The organism is Bradyrhizobium sp. 155, assembly GCF_023101105.1.
Lineage (GTDB): Bacteria > Pseudomonadota > Alphaproteobacteria > Rhizobiales > Xanthobacteraceae > Bradyrhizobium > Bradyrhizobium canariense_D.
In genome coordinates this window covers 6,308,154-6,326,354 of record NZ_CP064704.1, presented here as the reverse complement: position 1 = coordinate 6,326,354, position 18,201 = coordinate 6,308,154, and the positions used below count along the sequence as shown (strand labels likewise).

Genomic DNA, 18,201 nt, shown 5'->3' with positions numbered 1-18,201 from the left:
GTATTGGTTCTGTTGTCTCTTGCTCGAGGTCTCGCCGGCCGGCTATCACGCCTGGCGCGAGCGTCCGGACAGAGCACGCACGACGACCAATGCTGCGCTCTCGACTGATATCTCATCAGGACAGCGGCGCTCGGGGACGGCAACCCACGGGTCTATGCCGCGCTGCGGGCACAGGGACCTGGCGCCAGCCGTGGCGGGATCGAATGCCTAATGCATCGGCAAGGCATCGGCGCCATGATGGCCAGGCCGCACCGCGTTCCCGACAGCCGTCATGGCCTGCCGATCGCGCCAAACCTCATCGATCGCAACTTTAGGGCCGCAGCAGCGAACCGGATCTGGCTCGCCGACATCACTTACGTTTCGACTGCAGATGGCTGTTGTACCTGGTGGCGATCATGGACCTCTGTCAACGGGCAGCGAACTTTCCGTGAGAATGTCCAGATTTCCCTGGGTGGCGGCGATTGTGCTTCGGGGATCAGCCGCTAGGTCATTGGTCCTTCCAGGCGGGCGGCCGCGGCGCTTGGGCTGCGGTGGGTTGGCGAGCGGACGTTTTCCGGGACGAGAGCGGCGTGCTGGCGGAGCCGATAGCTCGATCCCTCGATGTGATAACAATTGCGTGGGGAAGCAGTCCATCAAGCACTGCTGTGGCCAGTTTGAATTGAGGATCATCGCGCCCTTGTCATAGCGGGCGTCTTCCAACTGGAAGAACAGATTGCCGCCGCCAGGCGCGACCGGGAGGTAACCGATTTCGTCGACGACAAGGAGGGAGGCGCGGGCGAGGAACCGCAGGTGCTCGCGCACGGTGGTCGTCACAATGTCCGCGATCGTGGCGAACGCGACGCTCTTTCCCGCCTTCACGGCCTCGACCGCGAGTGCCGTCGTGAGATCGCTCTTGCCGGTGTCGCAAGCAGATGAATTTCAATTGGGCAAGCGCCAGAATGCGATTGCGATCGAGCTGGAATGCGAAGTCGAAGCTAGCGAGCCTTTTTGACCGTGGTCAGGCGAGACATTCTCACCGCGGTGCTGACACCGCGACTGTCGCGCACGGTCAGCTCCTCGATAAGCGTTTCGAGCGCCTCAATCCAGGTGACCTCACCCTCTTTCAATCCGCCGCAGCGTGGTGTCATTCTGAGCGCACCTGGCATGTTGAGTGCGACTAGGCCTTTCTTGACGCTGTCGATCGCTGCCGGCTGCGCGTGGATGGTTATGGCCGGCCTTCCGATTGGGGGAGGCGCTTGCGACACCTCGGTAACACCCAGCGACCGCCTTGGCATGTGATCGCCGGCCCGATCGACGAGGGCTTCGGATACGCCTGGTCGCGACCTAGACCGGTTGACCGCCTGTCGATGCTCGGGCGCGACGCGAGTTCGCCGGCGGCCTTCTCTAGAACGGGATGGACGGCAACGATTGCGCTTGATCGAGAATGGGATTACATCGGGCAATTGCTGCACCTCGACACTGCGCCGCGTATGGTCGGGTATGCTGTAATAGTTCCCACTGATCCACACGAGCCCGTCGTGGCTGACACGGGTGGCGTTCGGCATTGGAGTGGACCCCCCGTATTGCCGCATCAGCGAATGTTACCCTGATGGCGCCATTGCACTGGTCGATGCGACCTCGACTGATCGGCCGCGCCAAGTGGCTTTTCCGGCTTGCTCGATGAGAGGGGCTGTGGGCGGGTCGGGCCCTACATAGCCCGAGCCGTCCACAACCCCGGGCAATGGGGCAGCAGTCGTGGCGTCCGCAAGCGGCTCCTTCGCGAACAACTGCTCGGCCATCTTCCGTCTAAGCGCCCTCAGCAGACGCTGCACGATCGAATGCTGTCTCGTCCCGAACTCCTCGGGGTGTTTCTCCCTCAGCCGGTCGACGATGGCGAGTGCAGTTAACGGCGGTTGCGTACCGAGCCAGCCCTCGATCGCAGCAATATGCGGGTCGAGCTTGGACGGCATGCGAACCCTGGTTTTATAGGGCCGACGGGTGCGCCGGTGTGTGGCACGTGACTCGCCGGACGTCGTCGTCTTGCCGAGCGTCTTCGCAAAAGTGGCTGTGGTGGCTGGCGCGGTGCTCGTGCTGGCGGATTGCAGGCGGCGCACCTGTCCGGCACGACGATCGACGCGATTGCCGAGTTTGTCCTGGGTCGCGCGAATCTCGGCCAACAGCGCGACGGGATCGAGCGAGCGATACTGATCGCGCAGCCGCTTCTTCACGGCCGCGGTCACCTTGGGATGCGCCAATGCACGCTCATAGGGCGTTGATGGGAGATGATAGCGTTTGATCACTTTAGCCCCTTCGCGGCGCTTCTCCTTCAGCTTGAACGACGGCTGGAAGAAGTTGACGTAGAGCCGTGCCGCCGCATAGAGGCGGCCCATCACACGGGCCGTCTCGACGCCATCGAAGCGGCCGTAGCCCATCAGGCGACGGACGACGGCACCATTCTTCTGCTCGACGAACGCCTGATCGTTCTTCTTGTAGGCGCGCGAGCGTGTGACTTCGAGCTTCTGTTCGCGACACCATGGCACAACGACATCGTTCATGAAGGCGCTGTCGTTGTCGAAGTCCACCCCGCGCAAGAGCCAAGGGAAGAGGCTCTGTGCTCGATTGATCGCCTCAACGACGAGCGAGCCTTCCCGCGTCACCAACGGCAGGCACTCCGTCCAGCCCGTGGCGACATCGACCATCGTCAAGGTCTGGATGAACGAGCCAGCCACCGACGTGCCGCCATGGGCGACCATATCAACTTCGCAGAAACCGGGCGGCGGGCTGTTCCAGTCATTGAAGGTGCGGATCGGGACCTCGCGCCGGATTGCCGAATAAAATCCGGCACGGCGCCGCCTGCCGCCGCTCGCCGCGATCTTCACAGCGACGAGTAGGCGATCGATGGTTGCGGCGCTGATGACCAGAACACGATCACGGTCCGGTTGGCCAAGCTGCAATCTGCCATGTTGCTCCAGCGCCGGCAGCAAGGTCGGGATCATCACCTTGAGCCGCTTGCCGCACACCCGATCGCTTGCTCCGCTAGGGGCGGTGATCTTCGCAAGCACCGGATTTACTATGACCGCTTCAGCCGCTAGCTTTTGCAGAACCTCCCGCACACTACCACCGGATATCCCGATACTGGTGGACAAGGTCGCGCAGCGACAATTCTCGTGTTCTGGAGCCGATTTACGACACGTTCGTCTCGCCCCGCTTGTGCGGCGTCTGATCAGACGATCGGTCCAGCCTCCTTGCACACCCCGCGTAACGGCTGATTGAGCGGTATCATCTTGGGCCCGGCCCTTGCGCAGGCAAGGTACCCTCCCGACGCGGCAGGTCTGAAGAGTACGGGCCTTCAGTTCGCCCATCCCGAACGATCGTCGCGGAGGCGCCGCGATATAACATCAGCACAGATTCCCGAGACGGCATCTCGACGGAGCGAGGTCGCGCCTGCGCCTCCGCCACAAGACCATTGAGCGTCTGATCCACGAGTGCGATGAAGCGCGGTGGACCGGACGCAAGGACTAGGCCACTTCCCGGAGCCGATCTCATGATGTAGCGTTCGTCGGAAATGGCGAGCGCATCGAGGGTTGCCTTGAGCGCGTCGCAGCTGATTGAAGTTAGCAGAAGCAGACGAGTTTGCGCTTCCTTTGCGGTAGAGACGTAAAGCACGAGCCCATCGTAATACCATTGAAGATTGTAGACCTGAGTCAGATGATCAAGGAACTCGCGCGGTGGCAGGTCCGGCATGTGCCCGCGAATCCGACCCTTCACCTCGGCGCTGATGGTGACTTTAATATTGAGGTTGTTGCCGAATTCCTGCAGCGCGGCAGAAAGCTCCTGATCCAGAACCGTATATCGATAAGGGGTCGAGGGCAGCGACAGGGGAGCGCCGCGCGCGATCTGTGTTCCGCCGGAAACGAAAACGGCGACACACAGAACTCCGTTCAAAACGTGCGGGATTATGGATCGGATGAGCATTCATGGTTCTCTTTGACTTAAGCTAACAGGAGTACGTTCGGTACGTGAACGCGAAACGTGATCTTTAGATGGCGATGTGCGGGCGAACTCGTCAGCTTGTCGTCAGCTGGCCTGTCTAGGACATTGAGCCGCTAATCGGCTTGAACGGCTGGTCGTATCACATCTCGATGAGAGCGAGTCTTTCCATGATGATGTTAGGCGCTGCGCCGATCTCTCACAATCTGGAAGGCCTGTCCAAGGCCTGTTCGGCAACAGCGGTCGACGAGCAGGCCCAGTTTCAGCAGAGTCTCTTGCAAGCGGCTTCGGTTCAAGACCTTGCGCCTCCAGTAACGGGAGCGGTGGCGGTTCCGTCGACATCCGAGGTATCGCGTGCAACAACACAGGCGAGCCCGCTGGGCGATCGGATCCTCCAGAATCTTTCTGCGATGTATCCGGTCAATGCAGTTCCAAAAGGTGCGGAGACCGGGTCGACGTCGGAGCCCCTTTTGCTGCAACCCGGCAAAGCGGAAGCAGGTGTGCCGGGCGCCCCCAGTGGCGCAGGTGACTTCGAGGCGATGTTGGCGAATCTGAAGGATGTTTCTGACAGCGTCATCCAGGTAACACTCATTTCAAATGGCATCGGTAGCCTCGGTTCATCTCTGAATAAGCTGATATCGGCGGGCTGAGTGGGGCGAATGATTGGTTTAATCGATCGCGAAAGCGATCAGGCGCGCCCATTCCGCAAGCGGCTTCAACTTGTGGCTCTGCTGCCGCTCCTGCTTGCCCTGGTTGGTTGCAAAGCCGATCTCTACACGAAAGTTCAGGAGCGTGAGGCCAATGAGATGCTTGCGGTCCTCCTCAAGAACGGGGTCGATGCGCTCCGCGTTGCTGCTAAGGACGGGACTATCACGATCCAGGTCGAGCAGACTCAGATTGCTTCCGCAATCGACCTGCTGAATGGCGAAGGGTTGCCGCGCCACGCTTTCAAGAGTCTAGGCGAAGTGTTCAGCGCGGCGGGTCTGATTGCTTCGCCAATCGAGGAGCGCGCCCGTTACGTCTATGCGCTGAGCGAGGAATTATCTCGCACGATCAGTGATATCGATGGTGTCCTCTCGGCGCGCGTCCACGTTGTTCTGCCAAAGAACGACCTGTTGCGACGTGACACCACGCCATCTTCGGCGTCGGTTTTCATCCGACATGACTCGAGGGCAAATCTCTCAATCTTGCTGCCGCAGATTAAAATGCTCGTCGCCAACAGCATCGAGGGCTTAACCTATGACAAGGTGGCTGTTGTTTTCGTTTCAGTCGAGCGGCCCGCACTAGAGCCGCGACCGGCGGCTGCGGCTGGTCTCGCCCAAGCATCTGGAGTCATTTCGACGCCATTGGTTGCGGTTGCCATGGGTCTCGGCGGGTCTGTATTCGGCGTGCTGTCCTGCGTCTTGCTGAGCGCTCGTGGGCGTCAGCGCAGGCAATCATCTCAGAAAGTTAGCGCTGTCGGTGGGCGCTCGGCTGTCTCTGCTATGGAGATGATTCGCAAAGCGATTAAGCCTAATGCGGCGTAGTGTGGTATCCGACATGACGAGACCGAATCCGTCTGCCGAGCGGCATGATCCGCTGAAACTAGCCTCTGTAGGTATTCGTAAGCTTGCTGCCACGATTCATCCGACCCGCCTTGCCGCGCGACTTGACGCGAACCTCTCGTCTGCGACGTTGGTGCGACTGCAGAAGAGTCCTAGGCTGCAGATAAGACTGCAAGCGTTGCTGCTTGAAGATGAACTGGGCTTGAACGGAGGTGACTTCGGGCCAGACCTTCTCCTCGGGCATGATCCGAGCAGGGCTGCCCTCCTCGCCGGCGGCATTTGGCATGCCCGTTCGCTGACAAGGCTGGTTTCAAAGCATGATGTCGCCGTTCTGGTCGAGCACGTCGGCACCGAGGTGCTGGCTTTCGGGATCCGACATGCAGCGCATGCGGTTTCGACCAGATTAATTGCTGATCCTCAACAACTCGCGCTAGGGATTGAAGACGATGGACATGCCTGCCTCGGCGCTTGGCTCGATGAAGCGTCAACGCTTGATTGCCGCCGCGTGCTTCTACGCCTAGCTGTCGGAACGGCCGCCGACAATCCGGCGACTGAACACCGCGATGCCGCGGGCCAATTGTTTTCGCCGGTGTTGGCCCATTTGGCGAGGGAGGCCCCAGCGGGATGACAGACGACGAAACTGCGCCGCCCGTCGCTCCGCAGATCCGCCCCCTTGGGCCACTCATAGCGGCGAGGGATCTCGAGATTTGGCACAGCGCCCTCGAGGCGCGTGCCGTGGCCGAGCGCAATCTGAAGCGCGTTCGCGGCTGGGCGCGCAGAGCTTATCAGAAGGAGCGTGCGCGCGGCCATGCTGAGGGGGTGAGGGCCGGCGCCGAGGAAATGGCACAGCTGGTCGCGCAGGCTGCCTCGGAAGTGGCACGACGAAAGGCCGTTTTGGAGCAGGAACTGTCAGCGCTCGTGATGGACATCGTAACTGATCTACTGGGTGATTTCGATCCCGGCGAGATGTTGGTGAGGACGGTTCGTCACACGATTTCGCACAGATATGGCGGGCCGAAACTGTCCCTTCATGCGTCCCCCATGGATGCTGATGCGCTTACGCGCGAATTTGCTGCCTGCGACGGACGGGAGGCCCGGCCGGAAGTCCGAATTATTCCGGACCCGGCGCTGTCAGCGAACGAATGCGTGCTGTGGAGCGAATTTGGCAATATCCATCTCGGACTTGACGCGCAGCTCCGCGCATTGCGTTTGGGGCTTGGGTTAGATCATGAGGCAGACGAATAGTGACGGCGCCGAGACCAGACCATAGCTGTCCTGATGGAGATGGGACTCTGCACGCGGCGCTGGCGCGTCTGCGAACTACGGCAAGCCATGTGGACACGCGTGCCATACGCGGGCGGATCACGCGTGCGATCGGCACGTTGATCCATGCAGTCTTGCCGGATGCTCGTATTGGAGAAGTTTGTGTGCTCAAGGATCCGCGCACCGGATGGTCGCTTGAGGCCGAGGTGATCGGTCTGTTGCAGGACGGCGTGTTGCTGACGCCGATCGGTGACCTGCAAGGCATGTCCGGCCGCGCAGAAGTCGTTGCCACTGGCCGAATGCACGAAGTGCCGGTCGGCCCCAATTTGCTTGGCCGGGTGATCGACAGTTTCGGCCGTCCACTCGATGGCAAGGGCGCAGTCAAAGCCATGGAGACGCGCCCGCTGCGCGGCAAAGCGCCAAATCCAATGACGAGGTGCATCATCGCTCGCCCTCTGCCACTCGGTGTTCGCGTCTTGGATGGTCTTCTGACATGCGGCGAGGGCCAACGCATCGGCATTTATGGAGAGCCTGGTGGCGGCAAGTCGACGTTACTGTCGCAGATCGTAAAAGGCGCGGTCGCTGACGTGACCGTGGTTGCGCTGATAGGCGAGCGTGGACGCGAAGTGCGTGAATTCATCGAGCGGCATCTTGGGGAGACTGCCCTCCGCCGCACGGTCGTCGTCGTTGAGACCTCCGATCGCTCAGCGACGGAGCGGGCGCAATGTGCTTATACGGCAACCGCGCTCGCCGAATATTTTCGCGATCAAGGCCTGCGCGTCGTTCTGATGATGGATTCATTGACGCGATTTAGCCGCGCTATGCGGGAGATCGGGCTTGCTGCCGGTGAGCCACCGACTCGCCGGGGCTTTCCTCCCTCTGTCTTTGCAATGTTGCCAGGTTTGCTGGAGCGCGCTGGTATGAGTGAGCGTGGCTCAATCACCGCCTTCTATACCGTGCTTGTGGAAGGTGACGGCACGGGCGATCCAATCGCCGAGGAAACGCGTGGCATTCTCGATGGTCATATCGTTCTTTCACGCTCTCTCGCGGCGCGGGCGCATTTCCCCGCCATCGACGTACTGTCGAGCCGCAGTCGCGTCATGGATGCCGTCGTATCTGCACCGCATCGCAAGGCAGCATCCCTCTTCCGTGATCTTATCTCCCGTCATGCAGAGGCCGAATTTTTGATCAAGGTTGGCGAATACAAGCAAGGCAGCGATCCGCTGACGGACCGAGCTGTCGCTTCGATCGATGATCTGCGCGAGTTTTTACGCCAGGGTGAAAACGATGCGTCCACTTTTGAGGAAACCGTCACATGGATGTGCCGTCTGACCGCATGAGTTGCATACACGTTTCGAGCTTGCGGCAAGTGAAGGATATGCGCGAGCGTAGTGCTCGTAGTGAGTTGTCCAATATGGAAGCCAAGCGTCATATCGCGACCTCGGCCGCGGAGCACGCATGGCAGGAACTTGGAATTGCTGAAAAGCATCATACAGAGGCCCAGGCGGAGGTTTACCAGCAGTTGATGTCGGTCGGTACCTTGTCCGTCGTTGAACTCGATCATTGCCAGCTCACTCTTGAGAGGCTAGCGATTGAGATCAGCTCGAAACGCCGCACACTTGAGGAGGCGCGTATCACTCAGAAGCAGGCCGAGACAGCGGCATCCGAGAGGCGTGCGCACTGGGCGAAGCGTTCCGCAGCGACTCATAAATGGCGACAAATCGAGACCGACGTCCGGCGTGCGGCCGATACCCATTCGGAAGTAACAGCCGAGCTAGAGGCTGATGATGAAGTCTTGCTTCGCCATGGGAGGGGTTTGCCCACGCTGGTGGCGGGCGGTTCAATTTGATGACCGCTAGTCCAGTTGGGAACCAAATGCGCTGCCCTGTACAGTCGCCTCCTGCAACTCGCGCGAACGCATACGCGAAGTACGAGCCGAGCCAGCGTCTAACCCAGAGTCTCGTCTCATGGCTCAACAGAAACGTGCGGCCCTCCGCCTCTTTGCGGAGTAATCTTTGCGACAAGCCGCTATCGGTGCGACTGGAACGACTTGTGTGGCAGGAGGAACCTCCGGCTCTGTCGATGCTCGATTGCGTTTGGCGCCTCGGTGATGATGCGCTCGTGTTGTCGATACCGCATGCGCTTGCGGAGGTCTTGATCTCGACAGTACAGAGTGGCCTAGCTTTACTTTCCGAGCCAAGTCGTTCGCTGGTTCTCGAACTTGCAATTGAATCGTTGCTCGCGCACCTGGAGACTGAGACAGAGCAGCAACTGCGACTCCTTCATGTTGGAAAGGCCGAGAAGAACGGGCCTTATATCGAACTCGACATCATCTACGGTCCGGTCAGGGGCAAAGGTCGCCTATTTCTTTTCTCGCCTCTTGACGGACCGATACCGCCGGCGTTCCGCGCCTTAGGCGAGCTGCTCGGCCAATTGCCGCGACAGTTGTGTGAGGTCCCCGCACAGCTACCCGTTACAATTGCAGGAGAGATCGGCTCCCTCCGGGCGTCAGCCTCGCTTCTTCGCAAAACACGTGAGGGCGACGCTTTGCTGCCGGATGTAATGCCATTCGCCCGCGGTCAGATCATCCTCACTGCCGGCCCGTTATGGGCCGCGGCAGATGTCACTGGCACCCGCCTGATTCTGCACGGACCGTTTCGCTTGCGGCCGCGCCCTCTGGAGTATGCGCATATGACGACACTGCCCGGTTTACAGCAGTCGCCTTCGGAAGCCGATCTCGACGATATTGAGATTTCGCTTGTCTTTGAATGCGGCCGATGGCCCATCACGCTGGGAGCCCTGAGAAGCATCAGCAAAGGATATGTATTCGAACTTGGCCGGCCGGTCGACGGCCCGGTCGATATCCTTGCAAACGGCGTACGTATCGGGAGTGGCGACATAGTACGTATTGGGGACGAGCTCGGCGTTAGACTGCGTGGCGGGTTAGCGGGCAATGACTAACATTGAACCAGCAATACTGCCGCTTCTTGCGGTAACGGCCGCGCTCGGCTTGTTGGTCTTCGCTGTCGTCACGACCACGGCGTTCGTAAAGGTATCTGTCGTTCTCTTCCTCGTTCGCAATGCGCTTGGGACCCAATCGATTCCACCGAACATCGTTCTATACGGCGCAGCATTGATGCTCACCGCCTTCACGAGCGCCCCCGTCTTTGAGCAGAGCTACAATCGAGTCGCCGATCTGCAGCTCCGCTATCAAACGCTCGAGGATTGGGTAGCCGCCGCGAAAGTGGGGCAGGAGCCGCTGCGAGGCTATCTCAAGAACTTCACCAATGAAGAACAGCGAGGCTTCTTCCTGTCCTCGACCGAGCGTGTCTGGCCGGAAGAGATGCGCGGCAGAGCGACAGCCGATGATTTTGTCATTCTCGTCCCATCTTTTCTAATCTCAGAACTCAAGCGTGCCTTCGAAATCGGGTTTTTACTATACCTTCCGTTTATCACTATCGATCTGATCGTAACGACCATTCTGATGGCCATGGGCATGTCAATGGTGTCTCCGACAGTGATCTCAGTTCCTTTCAAGCTGTTTCTGTTCGTGGCGATTGACGGCTGGTCGCGGCTTATGCACGGGCTGGTGCTGAGCTATTCAACACCTGGAGGGTGAGCATGGATGAGGCCACTATTCTCCCTTTTATGAGCCGATCACTGGTGCTTTTCATGACCTGGGTTCTGCCTCCGCTCATTGCAGCGGCGGTCGCCGAAACCATCATCGGCATCATCCAGGCGGCAACGCAGATCCAGGATCAGACATTGCCACTGACTGTGAAGCTTTTGGTCATTGTTGGGATTATAGGTTTGTTTGCTCCGGTGCTGAGCGCCCCGCTCATCGAACAAGCCAAGCAGATCTTTACTGATTTTCCCGCGCTCACGACGGGCTACTAGCAGCAGCCGTCATGTATGATCTGTCAACCGCCGACACGCAAAGTCTGATGCAGGCGACCATCGAACTCGTCGTTGCTGCCGGCCTTGGTGCGGCCCGCCCCGTGGGCATCATGCTGGTGCTTCCGGTATTTACGCGTCCGCAGATCGGCGGCCTGATCCGCGGTTGCCTTGCCGTCGCGCTCGAACTACCATACTTGGCGCACATCGCCGATGGCCTGAAGGAGCTAGATCCGGACACTCGTCTGCTCAAGATCGCGCTACTCGGTCTTAAGGAGACGTGTGTCGGCCTACTGATCGGCGCCCTCCTCAGTATTCCCCTCTGGAGTCTTCAGGCCGTCGGCGAGTTCATCGACGCGCAACGGGGCATCAGTAGCGTGGTCACTCCCGCCGATCCCGCGACACGCAGTCAGGCTTCGGCGACGGGACTTCTTATCGGGACCACCGCGACCACGATCTTCGTCGTATCGGGGGGCCTGCAAACCATGATCAGCGGGCTTTACGGCAGCTATCTGGTTTGGCCGGCTTATCAGCTTGGACCCACGCTGAGCATGCAAGGGACACTGGAGTTGTGGGGCGTGCTCGACAGCATCATACGTACCGCCGTCCTGGTCTCTGGACCTGTGGTAGCTTTCCTCTTGCTGGCCGACATATCAGCGCTTCTGCTCGGGCGCTTTGCGCCGCAATTCAACCCGCGGGACCTATCGTTGACGATCAAGAATATAGGTTTTGCGATCGTCATGGTGACTTATACGCTCTACCTCATCGAATACATGCAAGCGGAAATCATGCAGTCGAGCCGAGAGCTGGAGAGGCTTGAGAGGAAACTGAAGTGAGCGACACGAGCGAAGAGAAAACGCTCGCCCCCACTGAAAAGAAGCTAAGCGACTCGCGCAAGAAAGGCGTGGTTCCGCATAGCACGGATCTAGTCAGGGCCCTCAGCGCTTGCGCCGGTCTCGGTTATGTCTGGTTAGAAGCGAGTTCCATCTACGACAAATGTCGTGAAGCGCTCATGCTGACTGACAAGCTGCTTGATAAGCCGTTCAATATTGCGGTCGATCTTGCGCTCGACGTCTTGCCCGAACTTGCACTGGGAATTGTTGGCCCGCTTCTTGGGAGTATGGTCGCCTGCGCAATTCTGACGACGGTCCTAGCCAATGGTGGATTAGTGTTCTCCTCCGAGCCGATGACGCCGAAATTCGAGAACATTGATCCCATCAACGGACTGAAGCGCATCGCCTCTTTGCGTTCCCTCATCGAGCTTGGCAAGAGCTTGTTCAAGGTCTTCTGCCTCGGCGCGATCTTTGTCCTCGTCGTTGTCGGCGCGTGGAAGACACTGGTCTATCTGCCGGTTTGCGGCACGGGCTGCTTCGAGTTCGTGTTCATTCAAGTGAAACTGTTGATCGGGATTGCAAGTGGTGCATTTCTTATCGGCGGATTGGTCGATCTCCTCATCCAGCGTTGGTTGTTCTTGCGCGGCATGCGCATGACTAAGAGCGATATGAAGCGCGAAGACAAGGAGCAGCAAGGCAATCCGGAGGTCAAACGCGAACACCGACGCCTTCGGCGGGAGCAGGCGAGCGAGTCCCCTCTCGGCGTGAGTCGCGCGACATTGATCTTGACTGGGCGCGAGCTGCTGGTCGGGGTACGCTACATCCGTGGCGAAACGGGCGTCCCGGTCCTGGTTTGCCGCGGCGACGGGGAGGCGGCTTCACGGCTCTTTGATGAAGCGAGGCGCCTTCGTCTCAGTATCGTCGAAGATCACGTCCTGGTCCGTGAGCTAATCCGCAACACTAGCCTTGGCAATTCCATTCCTGTCCAGTACTTCGAGGCTGTCGCAAAAGCACTCTTTGCCGCCGGCCAAATCTAGTTCGTGTTGTGAATGAGGTCGCATCGAATGACTGATGTTCTCGCTATCGAGAGGGCTGCACGGTCTGGGTGCCGGCAGACGTGGGATCTGACGGCAGCTTGTTGTTAGCCATACCCAAGTTGCTGTTATTGCCGGTCGCGAAGGTTTTGTATGTGGCAACGGGAATGGCCGCACGATTACCATCACTCGGCACAACGGCCTGATTGTCAATCAAGTCGCGCGGATCGTTGACCATGCCGGCCAAGTTGTTGCGGATCGAGCAGCCAAGCGTCGGATCGAAAGAATTGTCGTTCACTGAAGGGCCGACGATCGCAATCGACGGACAAACTGGAGGGCGCGCCTCGTACGTAATCGCCTCGATTCGGGCGGCAGAGCCATCACGCCTATCGATGAATGGACCGTACAGGCGGATGTTGTGAGCGTCGACGCCCACTGCGCGGGCCTCAGCTGCTATCTGCGCCCCGAGCCGACGTGAGCCGACGATATCAAGATGGAGCGTGTCGTACCGACCGCGACTGGTACTCGCTATGAAGTAACGCAGACGCTGCCGTTCGGGCCCTCCAAGGGTCTGTAACAGTAAGACGTTCTTCTCTTGTTCAACCAGGATCGCTTGCGCGGTCGGCTCGAGGTAAGTCGGCGCGGTGCTTGCGCAGCCACCTAGACTGGCCGTCAGACCGATGAAGGGGCGCACGAATCGTAATCTCATTGGTCGATCCTCATTCGATGGTGTGGCCGGTGCCCCTTGTCGCGCCTGGTACGCTTATCGGGGGAGCACCGCGAACAGGCGAGCGCGTTGCCAATGTGTTCGTCAGACTGCGCGCGAGGTCTGAGGGCGGAGCGATGCGGTCGGTGGGCGCACTCATCTGCTTCGAGTTCGATCTTGGCCGCACGACGTAAGGCGTGACGATGATCACGAGTTCCGTCTCATCCTGTTGAAATGACGATGAGCGAAATAGCGCACCAAGAATCGGAACGTCGCCGAGCCAAGGGAAAGTCGTGATCTCAGTGCTGAAGTTGCGCCGGATAAGCCCACCAATTGCAAAGCTCTGGCCGCTGGCGAGCTCGACAACCGTGTTTGCACGCCGGGTGGAGAGAGCCGGCACGGAGATGCCGTTGATGTTGACAGCACCTTGTGACGATAGTTCGCTGACTTCAGGCTTCACGCGGATATTGATCTGATTGTTACTGAGAACGGTCGGCACAAACTCCAGGCTGACGCCGAAGTGACGGAACTCGACAGAGACCTGCCGATTGTCCTGCAACACCGGAATGGGAAATTCGCCGCCGGCGAGGAAGCTGGCGGATTCGCCTGACATTGCGGTGAGGTTCGGTTCAGCAAGTACGGAAGCGAGGCGCTCGTGAGCCAGTGCATCGAGCATAGCGCTGACGTTCACATGGCCAGTGTTGACCCCCATCTTCGCCGTACCGCCGCCCTGCGCCGCGCCGTATCCACCACCACTGCCACTGACCAAGCCGAGAGTGAAAGGGCCAGCTTGACCGGAAGCGGAGAGGTTGACGCCGAGCTCCTTCATGGCGCTCCGGGAGACCTCCGCCACCCGCACGCTCAGATTCACCTGCAATGACCCCGCCACCTGAATCTTGTTGACGACGAGCGCACCAGACCCGAGAAACTGCTCGGTCACTTTCATCGCTATATCGACGATCTCCGCATTGGGCGCCGTACCGCTAAGGATGGCCCCGCGCGGGGTGTAGCTTACCTGGATGGGATAGTCGCCGACCTGGGCTTTCAGCGTGGCGCGCAGATCCTCGATCGGCTGGGTGACGACAACACGCAGCTCAGCGAGAGCCTCCCCGGCCTCGTTCAGTGCGAACAAGGTGGTCCGACCGGATTTTTTGCCGAAAACAAAGATGGTCCTGTTCGAAGGTGCCTGATAGTCCGCGACCGTAGGATCTGCGACAAAGATGCTCGCGGCTGGCGCTGGCAGGTGAATCGTCTTACCTAGCGAAGAGGAAAGGGTCAGCGTTGCGCTAATGCCGTCGGCAGCCGTACGCTGCGGCCCACTTCCATCATCCCGCTTGATCTGAGCTACGGCCGCAGCCGGGAATAGCAGGATGACCACGCACAAAAGATGCCAAAGACAAGGAAGAAATGTGGACGAAAGGCCGTTGGCGGCGATCGATCCTCGAGTGACGCCAGCATGCTTGTCAAGAATGATGCTCAAGATGGTCTTTTCTTTCAAGTTCAATTAACTACGCGGTCGATGCCGCGCCTTTCAATTCAAGGACGTAGCCGATCCCGCGCGCGGTTTTGATCCGTAGCGTCGCACCGGACCGACTCAAATGACCGCGCAAACGATAGATTCCGACCTCAAGCGCATTGGTTGAGACTTCGTCGTCAAATGCATAGAGGCTATCCTCCAATGACGCACGAGCCACAGTGCGGCCGGCGCGGCTGAGCAGATGTTCAAGAATGCACACCTCGCGGCGGGCAATCTTCAGTGGTCGACCATTGACCGTCGCTTGCCGACCGATCGAATCGAACCGTAGATTGCCAAAGGTAACAATGGGGGCCGTCATTTGCGTTGACCGGCGCAGAGTAGCGCGCATTCGTGCGATGAGTTCATCAGTAGATACGGGCTTGGGCAGGAAGTCGTCCGCACCGCCATTAAATAGCGCTATCCGCCTACCGAGCTCATTGAAGTTACTCATCATCACGGCAGGCATCGAATGTCCGTCACGTCTCAACTGCTTCAGCCAATCCAAGCCGTCTCCATCCGGTAGAACCAACTCGAGCAAGAGAATGTCATAGCTGGCGCAAGAAAAAGCGGCGGCGGCCTCGTCCAGGGTGCACGCTACGTCAACGGCAAAACCGCAATCGGAGAGCGCATCTTGTACAACGCGCGCGGGGTCCCTCTCATGATCAACGAGTAGCGTTCGCATTCCAGGACCTCCTATCAAGTCACGCCAAGACACCCACCACGTCACGCCACCCCCGAGCGGAATTGAACAGTCCGGCCTCAGCGTAAGCATTGGAATCCGGAATAGACGAAGAGCTGCGGTACTGGCGAATCGCATATTGGATCGGGATTCCATTGTGAGCTCGACTGGCGTTGTTTACTGTCTCACGTGGCGCGCGTGAATCTTGGTGACGTCGAATGTGCTCTTTCCACCGGGGCGTAGGCGGCAATCAATACAATGCATCGATAGGCGGGCAGCACCCGCTCGGCGCCGGAACAATCGCGGCAGTTGTCGCCGACATCGTGAAGTCGAGATGATTGCCGAGAACACATTGATTGGTGAAATCGATGGTTTGGTTCGATGCATTCACAAGGCGGATTAGTGACAATGCCGTTCCATGGTCTGGATCTAAATCTCCTCATCACGATCGATGCTTCCGATGGCGAGCGCAGCCGCACGGCCGCAGGTTTGATGGGGGAGCAGCGATGATATGCGATTTGCATCGCGGCCCTCAATTTGCAAAGCCTCACACGCGGGCAGGCGTTCCGTGCTTGAGCAACGAACTTCCTCATTCGGCCAAAAAGGTGAGCCTCCTTCGTGCTCCGATCACCGGAGCGACAGTGATGGCCAAGCGCGGCTACGCTCAGCTGGAGAACGCCATAACGAGGCCGTCCTGCCGCGCCTTCCTATTTTTTGACTTTTATAAAATCACCGAGACGCTTTGGAAAGAACTGCTCAACGGCCGGACAATCCAAAAACGGGGGTGACATGAACTTGGCCGCACCGGGCAAAACCGTGCCTACAATCCGATCGCGGTGTCCATGATCACGTACTCATCGCAGCTTTGCCGACAGCAAACCTACGACGTTGCGTGATGCACGGCGCTTTCCCTACCCGGCAGCACATGAAGTGTGAAATCAATTCTTTGGATAGATTGCATTCACATCCTGGATAGTGACAAGACGTCTGAGGTCTGTGTCTCACTCTCCTAGTCGCACCTGATGCTCTGATGACCGAACGCAATCTGTCGGTGGCAGCTCTGGTAGGGTGAGCGATGATTTTGGTGATTTTGCATGACGGCGTCTTCCTGCAAGGCTCACATTGGGCACCGACTCTTCTGGACTAGCAAACCCAGTCATGGTCACTCGCCCAGCAATGTCGGTTTTGCTCCATCCGGACGTGAGAAAAATGTTGTTCTGATCGACATTCTACGTCTGATCAGAATGTGCAGCATCTCGGAATCGGTGGGCGACTTGCTCAGGAAATCGCATGGTGCATGACCGCGCGTCTGCAAGTTGTCCCGTCTGAGCCGAAGCGCCCCGGTCCTAGAGAGCTTGACGGCCAATAAGTCTTGCGCAGAGTGCTTGGCCGGCGCATTGGAGCGCGGACAGCTGCTTTGGTCACGTTGTGGTCAGCTAAGCTGTATATCCTCCTGGCAAAGCTTGCCGCGCACGAGCTCAATCGCGTGCACTTTGCCAATGCGGGAGCGATCTGATGTATGGCAGAATCGGTGGATCCGTTGCGGAAGCGGTTGCCGGCCTGGAGCGAGGTGGGTCGTCGTCGGCGGGCGCGTCGCCATACTCCTTGCGTTCCAATCCGCCCATTATCAAGATCGTCGACCGAGAATCGTTCATGCGCAAAGTGAGACAGTCTTGTCCAGTGACATCATGCACATCGCCAGTAACCCGCAGGAGTATTCGGATTTTGTCGGAGAAAGCCGAGCCGGCTGCAACTGCCGGTGAAGGCTATTCCAGTACTTACGGTGATCCGGATAAGCCGGCGCGATTTTTCAGCTATCAGGTCGGGTGACGAAACTGTGAGCCGGAGGCTCGGTCCGGATCGAGGGAGACCAGTTTCGCCAACAGTTCGGGCGTAACGTTATCACGTCCGTGGTAGATCTACGCGTTACTCATCCGCTCGACGAGTACGCGGGCGATATCCTGCTGGAGCATGAACTGCGAATGGACGGCGATCATCCGTTGGTCTTATCACGTCCTGGCGTAGGAGGTATGGAACCCCGTCTAGCGGAAATAGGTTTTGTTCATGGCGGGTCGCAAAAACTGGGTGCTTGATCCTCAACAGCATCCCAAAGTGTGGACGGAGAACGAGAACGACCAGTGGCACCGAGTAGACAGCCCTACAAAGTATCTTTCCAAAGTCGAGGATAGCGATGGTGAAGAGAGCTGCGAGACGGATTTCGTCTGACGATGATCCCTCGTATTACCTGGAGCGCGCCGCGAAGATTGGCTGTGGGACAACGCGATTCGGAATGATGAAAGCTGGCGGAACCGACTGGTATTTCGCTATTGTAGGGACCGGTTCAGTAGTGAACTTGAAGGAAGCGCTCGCGCCTAATAGTGCTCCTCGCGCGTGACAGATGCCCAGTTTGGAACGTCAAGTTCGACTTCCTCGGCTACGCTTCGACCGCGACGGGCAAAGAACTCACAAAACGCGTCGGCATTTTGCAGTTTTCTGCCTCGGCTCAGCGCTTCGGCGGTGAAGTTTATGCGGGTGGCAATCCGGGATTTGGACCTCCGAAAACGGACCCATGTGTCAATGGTGACATCGCTCGGCAGCTCAATCCGCTCCGCGGGCGGGGATTGTGTAATACGGTCGATTCAGGCGGGCGCCTCTGGGGCAATCCTCCGATACGTCAATCAGACAATCGAGGCTTGGATGATGCGGAGGTCCAAACGCTTTATGGGTCGCAAGGCGAAGACCGGCCGCGTTCTCGAACGGCTA

General features: G+C 58.8%; 22 protein-coding genes and 1 pseudogene. 16 read left to right on the top strand and 7 right to left on the bottom strand.

All coding sequences use genetic code 11. From position 1 onward, the window contains the following. Positions 1-258: 258 nt before the first annotated feature. Positions 259-404: pseudogene (locus tag IVA93_RS41285) on the top strand (IS3 family transposase); the annotation flags it as partial. Here IVA93_RS41285 and IVA93_RS40875 read toward each other — a convergent pair. The 4 genes from IVA93_RS40875 to IVA93_RS30450 form a co-directional block, all read right to left on the bottom strand. Next, positions 394-858 (bottom strand): ATP-binding protein, encoded by a 465-nt coding sequence (locus IVA93_RS40875; RefSeq protein WP_276577877.1) that lies wholly within the window; start codon positions 856-858, stop codon positions 394-396. The pseudogene IVA93_RS41285 and the gene IVA93_RS40875 overlap by 11 nt on opposite strands. Before the next feature lie 116 nt (positions 859-974). After that, on the bottom strand, positions 975-1,544 hold the full coding sequence (locus IVA93_RS40870; protein WP_276577876.1) for a hypothetical protein: 570 nt from the start codon (positions 1,542-1,544) through the stop codon (positions 975-977). A 36-nt stretch (positions 1,545-1,580) separates the two neighbouring features. After that, positions 1,581-3,341, bottom strand: coding sequence for an integrase catalytic domain-containing protein (locus IVA93_RS30455; protein ID WP_247789310.1), 1,761 nt, complete (start codon positions 3,339-3,341; stop codon positions 1,581-1,583). Beyond that, the gene (locus tag IVA93_RS30450; RefSeq protein WP_018458373.1) at positions 3,259-3,954 is read right to left on the bottom strand and encodes an EscC/YscC/HrcC family type III secretion system outer membrane ring protein; all 696 of its coding nucleotides are present in this window, start codon (positions 3,952-3,954) and stop codon (positions 3,259-3,261) included. Before IVA93_RS30450 ends, IVA93_RS30455 begins: the two co-directional genes overlap by 83 nt. Positions 3,955-4,139: 185 nt before the next feature. Between IVA93_RS30450 and IVA93_RS30445 the strand changes: the two genes are divergently transcribed. The 11 genes from IVA93_RS30445 to IVA93_RS30395 are packed head-to-tail and all read left to right on the top strand — an operon-like array spanning position 4,140 to position 12,540. Next, positions 4,140-4,619 (top strand): nodulation protein NolB, encoded by a 480-nt coding sequence (locus IVA93_RS30445; RefSeq protein ID WP_245288502.1) that lies wholly within the window; start codon positions 4,140-4,142, stop codon positions 4,617-4,619. 9 nt (positions 4,620-4,628) lie between these two features. Then, the gene (gene sctJ, locus IVA93_RS30440) at positions 4,629-5,495 is read left to right on the top strand and encodes a type III secretion system inner membrane ring lipoprotein SctJ (RefSeq protein WP_018458371.1); all 867 of its coding nucleotides are present in this window, start codon (positions 4,629-4,631) and stop codon (positions 5,493-5,495) included. Between the two features lie 13 nt (positions 5,496-5,508). Beyond that, a complete protein-coding gene (locus IVA93_RS30435; RefSeq protein ID WP_157643061.1) occupies positions 5,509-6,141 on the top strand; it encodes a nodulation protein NolU in 633 nt (210 codons plus the stop codon). Then, positions 6,138-6,758 (top strand): type III secretion system stator protein SctL, encoded by a 621-nt coding sequence (gene sctL / locus IVA93_RS30430; protein ID WP_247789309.1) that lies wholly within the window; start codon positions 6,138-6,140, stop codon positions 6,756-6,758. The genes IVA93_RS30435 and sctL overlap by 4 nt, the downstream gene beginning before the upstream one ends. Continuing rightward, a complete protein-coding gene (gene sctN / locus IVA93_RS30425; RefSeq protein WP_524536841.1) occupies positions 6,758-8,116 on the top strand; it encodes a type III secretion system ATPase SctN in 1,359 nt (452 codons plus the stop codon). Before sctL ends, sctN begins: the two co-directional genes overlap by 1 nt. Continuing rightward, positions 8,092-8,625 carry a hypothetical protein gene (locus tag IVA93_RS30420; protein WP_247282067.1) on the top strand — a complete coding sequence of 178 codons (534 nt, stop codon included), beginning with the start codon at positions 8,092-8,094 and terminating at the stop codon, positions 8,623-8,625. Before sctN ends, IVA93_RS30420 begins: the two co-directional genes overlap by 25 nt. Positions 8,626-8,651: 26 nt before the next feature. Beyond that, positions 8,652-9,737, top strand: coding sequence for a type III secretion system cytoplasmic ring protein SctQ (sctQ, locus tag IVA93_RS30415; protein ID WP_051113044.1), 1,086 nt, complete (start codon positions 8,652-8,654; stop codon positions 9,735-9,737). Next, entirely contained in the window at positions 9,730-10,395 is a 666-nt protein-coding gene (gene sctR / locus IVA93_RS30410; RefSeq protein ID WP_018458365.1) for a type III secretion system export apparatus subunit SctR, read from the top strand. The genes sctQ and sctR overlap by 8 nt, the downstream gene beginning before the upstream one ends. A 2-nt stretch (positions 10,396-10,397) precedes the next feature. Next, a complete protein-coding gene (locus IVA93_RS30405; protein WP_018458364.1) occupies positions 10,398-10,673 on the top strand; it encodes an EscS/YscS/HrcS family type III secretion system export apparatus protein in 276 nt (91 codons plus the stop codon). Between the two features lie 11 nt (positions 10,674-10,684). Then, on the top strand, positions 10,685-11,506 hold the full coding sequence (sctT, locus tag IVA93_RS30400; RefSeq protein ID WP_247789308.1) for a type III secretion system export apparatus subunit SctT: 822 nt from the start codon (positions 10,685-10,687) through the stop codon (positions 11,504-11,506). Next, positions 11,503-12,540 carry an EscU/YscU/HrcU family type III secretion system export apparatus switch protein gene (locus IVA93_RS30395; protein ID WP_247789307.1) on the top strand — a complete coding sequence of 346 codons (1,038 nt, stop codon included), beginning with the start codon at positions 11,503-11,505 and terminating at the stop codon, positions 12,538-12,540. The genes sctT and IVA93_RS30395 overlap by 4 nt, the downstream gene beginning before the upstream one ends. A 43-nt stretch (positions 12,541-12,583) precedes the next feature. Here the strand turns inward: IVA93_RS30395 and IVA93_RS30390 are convergent, their stop codons facing one another. Genes IVA93_RS30390 through IVA93_RS30380 form a run of 3 tightly spaced genes read right to left on the bottom strand, consistent with a single transcriptional unit; the run spans position 12,584 to position 15,441 of the window. Then, positions 12,584-13,246, bottom strand: a complete 663-nt coding sequence (locus IVA93_RS30390) for a CpaD family pilus assembly lipoprotein (protein WP_018458361.1) — start codon at positions 13,244-13,246, stop codon at positions 12,584-12,586. Positions 13,247-13,256: 10 nt separating this feature from the next. Beyond that, positions 13,257-14,747, bottom strand: a complete 1,491-nt coding sequence (locus IVA93_RS30385) for a secretin GspD/PilQ domain-containing protein (protein WP_524536840.1) — start codon at positions 14,745-14,747, stop codon at positions 13,257-13,259. Between the two features lie 4 nt (positions 14,748-14,751). Then, entirely contained in the window at positions 14,752-15,441 is a 690-nt protein-coding gene (locus tag IVA93_RS30380; protein WP_018458359.1) for a response regulator, read from the bottom strand. Between the two features lie 569 nt (positions 15,442-16,010). Here IVA93_RS30380 and IVA93_RS30375 point away from each other — a divergent pair. The 4 genes from IVA93_RS30375 (at position 16,011) to IVA93_RS41270 (ending at position 17,664) form a co-directional block, all read left to right on the top strand. Then, positions 16,011-16,226: a hypothetical protein gene (locus IVA93_RS30375; protein WP_247335422.1), complete on the top strand. Its 216-nt coding sequence runs from the start codon at positions 16,011-16,013 to the stop codon at positions 16,224-16,226. Positions 16,227-16,953: 727 nt separating this feature from the next. Further along, a complete protein-coding gene (locus IVA93_RS41280) occupies positions 16,954-17,268 on the top strand; it encodes a hypothetical protein (RefSeq protein WP_524536839.1) in 315 nt (104 codons plus the stop codon). Between the two features lie 29 nt (positions 17,269-17,297). After that, positions 17,298-17,531 carry a hypothetical protein gene (locus IVA93_RS41275; protein WP_524536871.1) on the top strand — a complete coding sequence of 78 codons (234 nt, stop codon included), beginning with the start codon at positions 17,298-17,300 and terminating at the stop codon, positions 17,529-17,531. After that, a complete protein-coding gene (locus tag IVA93_RS41270; RefSeq protein ID WP_524536204.1) occupies positions 17,503-17,664 on the top strand; it encodes a hypothetical protein in 162 nt (53 codons plus the stop codon). The genes IVA93_RS41275 and IVA93_RS41270 overlap by 29 nt, the downstream gene beginning before the upstream one ends. Positions 17,665-18,201: the final 537 nt, after the last annotated feature.